The organism is Mycobacterium sp. 1081908.1 (assembly GCF_001673535.1).
Classification (GTDB): domain Bacteria; phylum Actinomycetota; class Actinomycetes; order Mycobacteriales; family Mycobacteriaceae; genus Mycobacterium.
On the sequence record NZ_LZLY01000060.1, the window covers coordinates 1 to 8,824 of the forward strand.

General features: G+C 69.4%; 9 protein-coding genes. 5 read left to right on the top strand and 4 right to left on the bottom strand.

Annotated elements, in window-relative coordinates; all coding sequences use genetic code 11:
• Positions 1 to 825: MinD/ParA family protein (locus A5655_RS08795; protein ID WP_067008331.1), on the top strand; the 825-nt coding region annotated here is incomplete at its 5' end.
• On the opposite strand, the gene sigI is transcribed toward A5655_RS08795, so the two are convergent.
• On the bottom strand, positions 813 to 1,688 hold the full coding sequence (gene sigI / locus A5655_RS08800) for an RNA polymerase sigma factor SigI (RefSeq protein WP_067008333.1): 876 nt from the start codon (positions 1,686 to 1,688) through the stop codon (positions 813 to 815). The genes A5655_RS08795 and sigI overlap by 13 nt on opposite strands.
• Positions 1,689 to 1,799: 111 nt before the next feature.
• On the opposite strand from sigI, the gene A5655_RS08805 reads away from it, so the two are divergent.
• The 4 genes from A5655_RS08805 (at position 1,800) to A5655_RS08820 (ending at position 4,504) form a co-directional block, all read left to right on the top strand.
• Positions 1,800 to 2,648 (top strand): NAD(P)H-binding protein, encoded by an 849-nt coding sequence (locus tag A5655_RS08805; protein WP_067008336.1) that lies wholly within the window; start codon positions 1,800 to 1,802, stop codon positions 2,646 to 2,648.
• A 1-nt stretch (position 2,649) separates the two neighbouring features.
• On the top strand, positions 2,650 to 3,102 hold the full coding sequence (locus A5655_RS08810; RefSeq protein WP_067008339.1) for a nitroreductase family deazaflavin-dependent oxidoreductase: 453 nt from the start codon (positions 2,650 to 2,652) through the stop codon (positions 3,100 to 3,102).
• A 41-nt stretch (positions 3,103 to 3,143) separates the two neighbouring features.
• Positions 3,144 to 3,806 carry a phosphate signaling complex protein PhoU gene (gene phoU, locus A5655_RS08815; RefSeq protein WP_067008342.1) on the top strand — a complete coding sequence of 221 codons (663 nt, stop codon included), beginning with the start codon at positions 3,144 to 3,146 and terminating at the stop codon, positions 3,804 to 3,806.
• Positions 3,807 to 4,153: 347 nt separating this feature from the next.
• Complete coding sequence (locus A5655_RS08820) at positions 4,154 to 4,504, top strand: WhiB family transcriptional regulator (protein ID WP_067008351.1); 351 nt, start codon at positions 4,154 to 4,156, stop codon at positions 4,502 to 4,504.
• 7 nt (positions 4,505 to 4,511) lie between these two features.
• Here the strand turns inward: A5655_RS08820 and eccA are convergent, their stop codons facing one another.
• The 3 genes from eccA to A5655_RS08835 all read right to left on the bottom strand — a co-directional run.
• Positions 4,512 to 6,350: a type VII secretion AAA-ATPase EccA gene (gene eccA / locus A5655_RS08825; protein WP_067008345.1), complete on the bottom strand. Its 1,839-nt coding sequence runs from the start codon at positions 6,348 to 6,350 to the stop codon at positions 4,512 to 4,514.
• Positions 6,351 to 6,364: 14 nt separating this feature from the next.
• Positions 6,365 to 7,945: a type VII secretion protein EccE gene (gene eccE, locus A5655_RS08830; protein ID WP_067008348.1), complete on the bottom strand. Its 1,581-nt coding sequence runs from the start codon at positions 7,943 to 7,945 to the stop codon at positions 6,365 to 6,367.
• A partial coding sequence (locus A5655_RS08835; RefSeq protein WP_156764777.1) for a S8 family serine peptidase occupies positions 7,942 to 8,824 on the bottom strand: 883 nt, incomplete at its 5' end. The genes A5655_RS08835 and eccE, both read right to left, overlap by 4 nt.

Here is an 8,824-nt window from a genome sequence, read left to right on the forward strand (position 1 = left end):
GCGCAGCGACAGGAGGCGCAGTTCGAAGCGGCGATCCGAACCGCCCTGCACGGCAACTACAAAGTGGGCGTGCTGGGCAAGGGAGGGGTGGGCAAGACGTCGGTGGCGGCCAGCGTCGGATCCCTTTTCGCCCAGCTGCGCAGGCAGGACCACGTGGTGGCGATCGACGCCGACACCGCGTTCGGCCGGTTGAGCAGTCGAATCGACCCGCGATCGACCGGCTCCTTTTGGGAATTGACCGCCGACAAGAACCTGCGATCCTTCGCCGATGTGGTTGGGCGCCTTGGCCGTAACGCCGCCGGCCTGCACGTGCTCGGCGGCGAGCCGGCGTCCGGCCCACGGCGCGTGCTCGACCCGGCGATCTACCGGGAAGCCGCGCTCCGGTTGGACCGCCACTTCACCATCTCGGTCATCGACTGCGGCTCGACGATGGATTCACCGGTGACCCAGGAGGTGCTGCGCGATCTCGACGCGCTGATCGTGGTGTCCTCGCCCTGGGCGGACGGCGCCTCCGCGGCCGCGAGGACCATGGAATGGCTGTCGGAACGGGGCCAGACGACCCTGCTGCGCCACACCATCGTCGTCCTCAACGACTCCGATGGCCACGCCGACAAACGCACCCGGGAGTTGCTGGCGCGCGAGTTCGTCGACCACGGTCAGCCGGTGGTCGAGGTGCCCTACGATCCCCACCTGCGTCCGGGCGGCGTCATCGACGTGACCCGCGAGATGTCCCCGGCGACGCGGAGGAGGTTTCTTCAGGTGACGGCGACGATCGCGGGGTATTTCGCCGCGCGGACGGACCGGGCGGCGCGTCAAGGCCGCTGACCGGCGCCCAGCCTCGCCCACGGGTCGGCGATGGCCTCGATCTTTGTCACGAGGCGACCGCGAATCGTCAGCACGATCGACGCGAAGAGGCGGCGGTCGACGAAGGCCAACACCGCGGGTCCGCCCGCGGGCCCAGTGACCAGGGTCACCTCCGGGCCCAGATAGCGCAGCAGGTTGGTGGCCACCGCGTCCGGCCCATGGTTGATCTGCGGCGGCGGCGCCGGCTCGGCCAGGATCGTGCCCACGCCCCAGACCGCCGGATCCAGCACGGCGGTCAACCCCGCGATGTCGCCGTTGGCGCACGCGGTGATGAACTTCTCCGTGACGAGCTGGTGCTCCGCCGAGGCCACCTCATTCAATTTCGGTTGCGCCACAGTGAATTTGCCGCGTGCGCGCCGCGCCAGCTGGCGACAGGTGCCGACGGGACGGCCCACGGTCTCGGCGATCGTGTCGAACGGCACGCCGAACACGTCGTGCAGCACGAAGGCGACCCGTTCGCCCGGGCTGAGCCTGCGCAAGACCTCCAGTAGCGCGGTCCGAACCTCGTCATCGAGGGTGACCCGGTCGGCCGGGTCCAGGCGTGTCGACGCCGGCTGCTGCTCGACCTCACCCGGCCGCTCGTAGCGGGCGCGGGCCGAGCGCACCTGATCGAGGCAGATGCGGCTCGCCACCACGGTCAGCCAGCCGCGGACGTCGTCGATCTCGCTCAGGTCGGCGCGCGAGAGACGCAAGAACGCTTCCTGGGCAACGTCTTCCGCGTCGCCGACGTCGCCGAGCATCTGGTAGGCGAGATTGACCAGATACGGGCGATTGCTGCGCCAGGCCTCGACGACCTGGTCGCTGGGTGACTGCGACTGGCTCATGAACCCTCGACGATTTGGTCCCGCAAAAAGTTACGCGTTTCGACTGTAACTTTCCCACCTCCGGCGCCGTCCTTGGTGCAGCACTGAAAACTCACGGAAGGAACCACTCCCATGACGATCGTCGTAACCGGGGCGACGGGCAACGTCGGGCGCCCGCTCGTTGCCGAGCTTCTCGCCGCGGGCGCCCACGTCCGCGCGGTCACCCGCACACCCGACACCGCCGGTCTTGCCCCCGGCGTCGAGGCGGTCCGCTCGGCCGCGGACGCGCTCCCGGGCGCGTCGGCGGTGTTCCTCAATTCCCGCGCGCTGGGCCCCGACCTGCCCCGGGTGGTCGCGGAGTGCGGGCGCGCGGGAGTCACGAAGCTGGTTGCGCTGTCGGCGATCAACGCCGACGACGACTTCTCCCGGCAACCGTCGCGCTTTCGCGGGGACCGCAACAAGGAGGTCGAACAGCTCGCCGTCGAATCCGGCCTGGACTGGGTGAGCCTCCGGCCGTCGGTCTTCGCGACCAACTTCGCCGGCATGTGGGGCGCGCAGATCCGCGCCGGCGATGTGGTGGCCGGACCGTACGCGGCGGCGTCGACGGCACCGATCGTCGAGCGCGACATCTCGGCGGTCGCGGCTCGGGCGCTGCTCACCGATGAGCTTGTCGGCCAACGGATCCCGATGACCGGCCCACAGGCGTTCACGAACACCGAACTGGCCGAGGTCATCGGTGAAGTCCTGGGTCGCCCGCTGCGCTACCAGGAGGCGCCGACGGAACTGGTGCGGCAGCGGTTCATCGACATTGGGTTCGGCGCCGACTTCGCCGACGCCTACATCGCCATGCTCGCCGAGACGCTCGGCAAACCCGCGCTGGTCACCCACGACGTGGAAAAGATCCTCGGCCGCCCGGCGACCCCGTTCGCGCAGTGGGTTGCCGAACACCGCGACCTCTTCGCCCAATCGAAAGGAGCCTGACGTGTCCGAACCGCGCCCGCCGCGCTACCTCAAGCCGATGAACAAGGTGATGATGGCCGTACAGCGGCTGGGGATCCCCACCGGACCGGCCATGGTGCTGACGGTGCCCGGCCGCAAGTCGGGCCAGCCGCGCCGCACCCCGATGACGCCGTTCGAATTTCGCGGCGACCTCTACGTGGTGGCCGGCTATCCCGGTGCGGACTGGGCGGCCAACGCCCGGGCCGCGGGCCGCGGCACGCTGAGCCGGGGCCGACGCTCACGCGAGGTCAGGATCGTCGAACTCGACGCCGAGGAGGCGCGTCCGGTGCTGCGGGCGTTCGCCACCGAGGTGCCGGTCGGGGTGGCGTTCGCGAAGCGCTCGGGGATGGTGCGCGACGGAACGGCCGACGAATTCGAGGCGCTGGCGGGCCGCGTCGGCGTCTTCCGATTCGAGCCGAACGTCGCGCGAAGCTAACCCGGACGTCGGCCTAACCTGCTCGGACGTACCCTGGGGCAATGCGCACTGCGTTTCATGAGCAGCTGGCTGCCCTCAATGAGCAGCTCGCCGACATGTGCGCGATGGCCGGCGCGGCGATGCAGAACGCCACCCAGGCCCTTCTGCAGGCGGACCTGGCGCTGGCCGAGCAGGTCATCGCCGAGCAGGGCCAGCTCGCCAAGACCAGCGCCGCCGCCGAAGACTCCGCGTTCGTGCTGCTTGCCCTGCAAGCCCCGGTGGCCGGCGACCTCCGGGCCGTGGTCACCGCCATCCGGGTGTGCGCCGATGTCGAACGCATGGGCGGCCTGGCCGCGCACGTCGCAAAAATCGTTCGGCGCCGCCACCCCGAGCACGTCCTGCCCGAACAGGCCAACGGCTATTTCGCCGAGATGGGCCGCGTCGCAGTCGAATTGGGCAGCGCCGCCGAGGAGGTCCTGCGCACCGGCGACACCGAAAAGGCCCGCCTCATCAATGTCGAGGACGACGCGATGGACGACCTGCACCGCGATCTGTTCACCGAGCTGATGGATCGCGAATGGAAACACGGCGTGGCCGCCGCGGTCGACGCGACCCTGCTGGGCAGGTTCTACGAACGCTTCGCCGACCACGCCGTCGAAATCGCCAGGCGGGTCATCTTCCAAGCCACGGGCAGATTCCCAGGGACTGCGGATTCTCTCAGCTAGCCGGCCGGGCACGCCGCGAATGACCCGCAGCCTGGTGATGGCGTCGTCGGCGGCGGGAAATTCGCGCGACCCTTGATCCTCGTCCACTTTCGACCCTCTGGGTGTTCCGGTTAACCAGGCGCGCGGGCCTAATCGATTGTCCGGCAGTTTGACTCATGCGCATCGGCCTTGACGAGCAGATCCCCCGCCCGTCCGCGCTAACTGCGCACCAACTGGAAGGAACGCCTGCGTTACCAGCAGACGAATCGCTGCACTGCCGCGTTTTCAGCGGTGGCCCCCCGGGAATCAGGGCAGGGTGTTCTGCTGCGGTGCTGCGGTGGGGGGATGTAGACCCGGGGAGAAAGCCGATGTCAGGATCACAGGACGCCGGTCAAAGGCGGCACGGTGCGGTTTTCCGAGGGGCGGTGCGCGGCGCTGGCGCGGCGGAGCCGACCGGCTGGGTGTCTAAGGCTCTCTGCCGCACCATCGACCCCGAGAGACTCTTTGTACGGGGCGCCGCTCAGCGCCAAGCCGCGCTCGTCTGCCGCCATTGCCCGGTCATGCCGGAGTGCGGAGCGGAAGCGTTGGACAACCGCGTGGAATTCGGTGTCTGGGGCGGCATGACCGAGCGCCAGCGGCGGGCCCTCCTCCAGCGGCACCCCGAAATGGTTTCCTGGTCGAAATTTCTGAGCGAACAACAGAATCGCAGCGTCGGCTGAGGCTGCGCTACCAGACAATGGCGGCCATGTCGCGGTTGTCCGAACACACGCTGCGCACGGCCGCCTCGATGTCGGCCGCGGTGATGATCTGCAGGTCCTCGACGGTCACCGGCTGGCCCGATCGCTTCTGCGCGACGACCCGGGTATCGCGGAACCCCTCGGCGCGCTCGATGACGTTGCGGGCGAACCGGCCGTTCTGCATGGCGTCGATCCCGTGCTGGCCGCCGGGAGTGGTGTAGTTACGGATGGTGGTGGCCGCATCCAGGAAGGCCCCCCGCGCGCCGTCGTCGAGCAGGCTGGCCCGCGGCGAGGCGTAGCGCTGCCCGATCTCGACGATCTCGGCCGGCGAATACGACTCGAACCTCAGCTTGCGGTTGAACCGGCCCGCCAAACCCGGGTTGACCGTGAGGAATTGGTCCACCTGATCCTCGTAGCCCGCCCCGATGAAGCAGAAGTCGAATCGATGGGTTTCCAGCGCGACCAGCAGCTGATTGACGGCCTCCATGCCGATCATGTCCGGCGTGCCGTCCTGGTGGCGTTCGATCAGCGAGTAGAACTCGTCCATGAAAATGATTCGGCCCAGCGACTTTTCGATCAGCTCGTTGGTCTTGGGTCCGGATTCCCCGATGTAGTGGCCACAGAAGTCGGACCGCCGGACCTCCCGGATTTCGGGGTGACGCACGATGCCCATCCCGGCGTAGATCTTGCCCAGCGCCTCGGCGGTGGTCGTCTTGCCGGTCCCGGGCGGCCCCACCAGCAGCATGTGGTTGGTCTGCCCCTCCACCGGCAGCCCGTGCTCGAGGCGCATCATGCGCACCTCGAGCTGGTCTTCCAGTGCGGACACCGCCTGCTTGACCGCCGCCAGGCCCACCTGTTTGGCCAGCAGCCGGCGGCCCTCGGCCAGCAGCTCGGCGCGACGCTCGGCCGCGTCGGCGTCGTCGAGCTGTTCGCGGCTTTTCGCCGTCGAGGCGTCCCACTTGTCGGTGCGGCTGGCGATGGTCTGCTCGTCGGTTACCACCAGCTGCAGATTCGGGTCGGCCAGCGCGGCTTTCGCCGCGTCGGTCAGCACCCCGTTGATGGTTGCCTTGGACAGCCAGACCTGGGCGCGGTCCTCCTCGTGCAGCTGGCGGTGCACCATGCCCCGCACGTACGCCAAATCCGCGACGAGCAGCGGAATGTCGGCCGGGCCGATCGAGGCCGTCAGCACCTCGGCGCCGAACCGGCTCGACGACGTGTTCTGCCCGATCACGTCGACGCGATCCAGCCAGTCCAGCGCCACCCGGCCCTGCCCGAGGTGCGCGGCGGCGTGCGCGGCCAGCGCGCAGATCGACGCCGTCACCGCCGACATGATGATCGCCTGCGGCGGCAACTCCTCCGCGGCCGTCAACAACACGTCCGACCAGCGCTGTGTCGCGTACATCAGGAACGCCCGGGCCAGCTGGTGCCACTGGTAGTTGCCCCACGAGTCGAGCAGCTCGCGGTTGGCCAAAAGCCGGTCCGCCTCGGCGTATTCGCCGGCGATGGTCAGCGCCGAGGACAGCGCGAGTCCCACCTGGGACGCGTCGGTGACCGTGATGCCGATGTAGGGGCCCAACTGCATCTCGGCCGCGAGCGTGCGGCCGATCCGGGTGGTCTCGCGGTGCAGCCATTCGCGGTGATGATTGAGCCGCTTCAGCGCGGCCAAGTCGTTGTCCCCGCAGGCGATCCGGCCGAGCCAGGCGTCGGCCATCGACGGGTCGGCTTCGGTGGCTGCGACGAATTCCGGCAACGCCGCGGCGCGCCCCTGCCGGTCCATGATTCCCATGGCGCGGTCGAAATGCCTACGCGCCGTGAGCAAGTCCCCCATCGTCTGCACCGTCCTCAGGTCGCGAACGACATCGCGACCGACTCGAGGTTGACATAGCGGTTCTCCGCGCGGAACAGGTCCATGTCGACCAGCCAAGTCTCCCCGGCCGCACTGACTCGCACCGTCGCGCCGCTCACCTGCTGGATGGCCACCTCGAACGCCTGCCCGTGGCCGTCCGGTAACGGCGTGCCGGCCGGCGCGACCGTGATCACGGTGGCTGGTCGCGGCGCGGGCGAGATCGCGACGTCCCTGGCGTCCGAACGGGCGAGTTCGACCACGCTGACGGTGGTGCGCGGCGCCGGCCGCGAGGTGCTGACGACGCTGACCACCGGCATCCGCACGCTGGCCCAGCGCTTCAGGTCGCGGGTGTGCACGCAGACCCGTTCGCCGGCGCCGGCGGTGCGAATCACGATCCGTTTGGCGATCGCGTCGTCGGCGGCGACGAACACCCGGGACAGCTCCCCCGCGTCGGTCACCGGGATCATCAGGCGGTCGCCGTTGCTCAACTTGCCCACCAACACACCCGACGGCCCTATTTCGAGGATCAGGCTCTGCGGCAACGGGCTTCGCCTCAGGCCCCGCAGGAGGGGACGCGGGCCGCACATGTTGGCCGCCGCCGCGGCGGCTTGCTCACCGTTGAGGCGGCGCAGGACGACGCTCGGCGGGCTCGGCGCCTGCGTGGGTGTGCGCACCGTGACCGTTGCGGTGCACTCCCCGTCCGGATACACGGTCACGTTTTGGATAACCTCGTCGGCGCGCAGCGTCCACGCCTGGGCGAGCACCTGTGAGTTGATCGCATCCGCGGGGTACGCGTACGTCGTCATCCATCCGGCCTCGCCCCGGACGGCCTTCCACTTTTGCATCGTGCCGGACACCGCGTCCCAGCCGAGCCGACGATCGAGTTCGATCAGGTCCGTCGCGGTGGCCACCTTCGCGCGCAAACCATGGCAACGCAGCAATCCGGCGATCCGTTGGGCGGCCGAAATGGCCGTGGCGCCAAGGGTTGTGCGCCACCGCAACGCATCGGTGTTGTCGATCACCGGCAACCGCAGGATCAACCACGTTTCGCGGCGGCCCGCATACGGCGGGGTACCGATCTCCGCGTCGTACACCCGCGGATAGTCGCCGACGTTGCCGCACCGCGACCCGATCGAGACGACGCTGATCGAGTCGAGCTCCAAACCCAGCGGGTGTTGCAGCAACGGCACCAGGTCGACGACATCGATGACGTTCTCGGTCTCGACGCTGACCGAGCCGGTCACCGTGGTGGCCCGGTGTGCCCTGCCGAGCAGCTGCACCGCCACGACGGCCACGCCATCCTCGACGCGCACGCCACCGCCGGATCGGTTGCTGGCCACCGTGATCGGGTCACTCCAGGCGATCGGCCTCCGGCCGAGCAGCCACAGGACCGCCCAGGACCACGACGGCTGGCCCCGCCAGCGCACGAACACCACCGCGGCGCTCACCACCGCGGCCGCCGCGGCGCCGATATAACCGCCGACCGCCCAGCCCGCCACCGCCAGCACGAACACCACGAGTATCCCAACGACCCGCCGGTTGCTGCCCGGGCTGAACCCCGTAAGCCGCGGCCTCATCGCGCCCTCCGCAGTCGCGCGCCAACCGCCACGACCAACACACCGGCGATGACGAGGCCGAGGAAGCCGATCGCGATGTTGCGCGCCCGGTGGTCCGGCGGCGGCGGCGGCGCGGCCGGCGTGATGACACGCGTTTGCGCGCCCGGGGGCATCTTGTCGCCGGGCGGGATGTTGAATGTCAAGGCGGCGACCGGATCCACCAGGCCGTAGCCCACCTTGTTGTCGACGCCGGCCGGCGGGTTGTGCGCCGACTGCACGATCCGGTTGATGACCTGATGTGCGCTCAGCTCAGGGTATTTCGCGCGCACCAGCGCCGCGACGCCGCTGACGTAGGCCGCCGAGAAGCTGGTGCCCCAGAACGGCATGTTCTTCTCGCCCGGCCGCGACGGCGGGTACGCGTTGACCGGTCCACCGCCCTGGGGCGACAGGCCCATGATGTGCGTCGCGGGCCCGGCCACCCCGACCCAGGGACCCGACATGCTCTTGTCGATCGGGGCCCCGCCGGCGTCGACGCCGCCCACCGACAGGACGTAGTCCGAGAACCACGACGGCGACGAGATCACCTTGACCTGGTGCCAGTCCCGCGGATCCGCGGGGTCCAGCGGGTCGTACATCGGGTTGTTGTCGCAGCCGCCTTCCCCGTCGTTGCCGGCCGCGGCGACGATCACCGCGTCCTTGACCGTCGCCGCGTACCACAGCGCGGCGCCCAGCGCCCGCTGGTCGGTCGACGACGCGGCCGGCAGGCACGAGGTCACCGAGATGTTGATCACCTTCGCGCCCAGGTTCGCCGCGTGGACGACGGCGCGCGCCAGGGTGTTCAGCGTGCCGGCTTTGACCTTTTCGTCCGAGTTCGGGTCCGCCGGAGCGGGATTCACCGGC

Coding starts and splice junctions, on each gene's coding strand:
- phoU (WP_067008342.1), top strand. CDS start 3,144: ATGCGCACTGCGTTTCATGAGCAGCTGGCTGCCCTCAATGAGCAGCTC.
- eccE (WP_067008348.1), bottom strand. CDS start 7,945: ATGAGGCCGCGGCTTACGGGGTTCAGCCCGGGCAGCAACCGGCGGGTC.
- sigI (WP_067008333.1), bottom strand. CDS start 1,688: ATGAGCCAGTCGCAGTCACCCAGCGACCAGGTCGTCGAGGCCTGGCGC.
- A5655_RS08805 (WP_067008336.1), top strand. CDS start 1,800: ATGACGATCGTCGTAACCGGGGCGACGGGCAACGTCGGGCGCCCGCTC.
- eccA (WP_067008345.1), bottom strand. CDS start 6,350: ATGGGGGACTTGCTCACGGCGCGTAGGCATTTCGACCGCGCCATGGGA.
- A5655_RS08820 (WP_067008351.1), top strand. CDS start 4,154: ATGTCAGGATCACAGGACGCCGGTCAAAGGCGGCACGGTGCGGTTTTC.